We start from the raw sequence: 455 nt of genomic DNA, 5'->3' as shown, positions 1-455 counted from the left end.
GTACAGCACTGACTTACGTTTCCGAATACCTTTAAAGGAGCTATCCAATATGAAATTACAACGCTTCGCATCCGTTTTTTGTCTTTCGACTATCGTTTGGACGACAGCGGGTTGTACCATGATGGACGAACAAGCAACACCGCGTATAGCACAAAAAAATGTCGCGTCACATGAACAAGTGAAGACTTCCTTGAAGAAAGCAACAAACGACTACAAGAACCAACAAGCAATCGAATTAGAAAAGCAAACGGAGCGCGTCACGTTAGGTCAAACGAAAACGTATGACCATTCTACATTACTGAGCAAAAACCGAGCCTCGATTGATCCGCAATATTTCTATCAAAATCAGATCTTCTACTTTGACCTACAAGAACACAAGAGTGTCATCTATACATACGATACGAAACGACAGCACAACAAAATCGTACATGCGACTAAGCATTCAATCCGGACGA

General features: G+C 41.8%; 1 protein-coding gene. It reads left to right on the top strand.

Translation table 11 applies throughout. The annotated features are described in order from the left end of the window. Positions 1–49 precede the first annotated feature (49 nt). A partial coding sequence (locus tag ACZGCQ_RS16975) for a hypothetical protein (RefSeq protein ID WP_481266894.1) occupies positions 50–455 on the top strand: 406 nt, incomplete at its 3' end.

The sequence above is a fragment of the Exiguobacterium sp. HSB13 genome (assembly GCF_056764755.1).
Note: the sequence above shows the minus strand (reverse complement) of the source record. Positions and strands in the feature narration are given on the sequence as shown.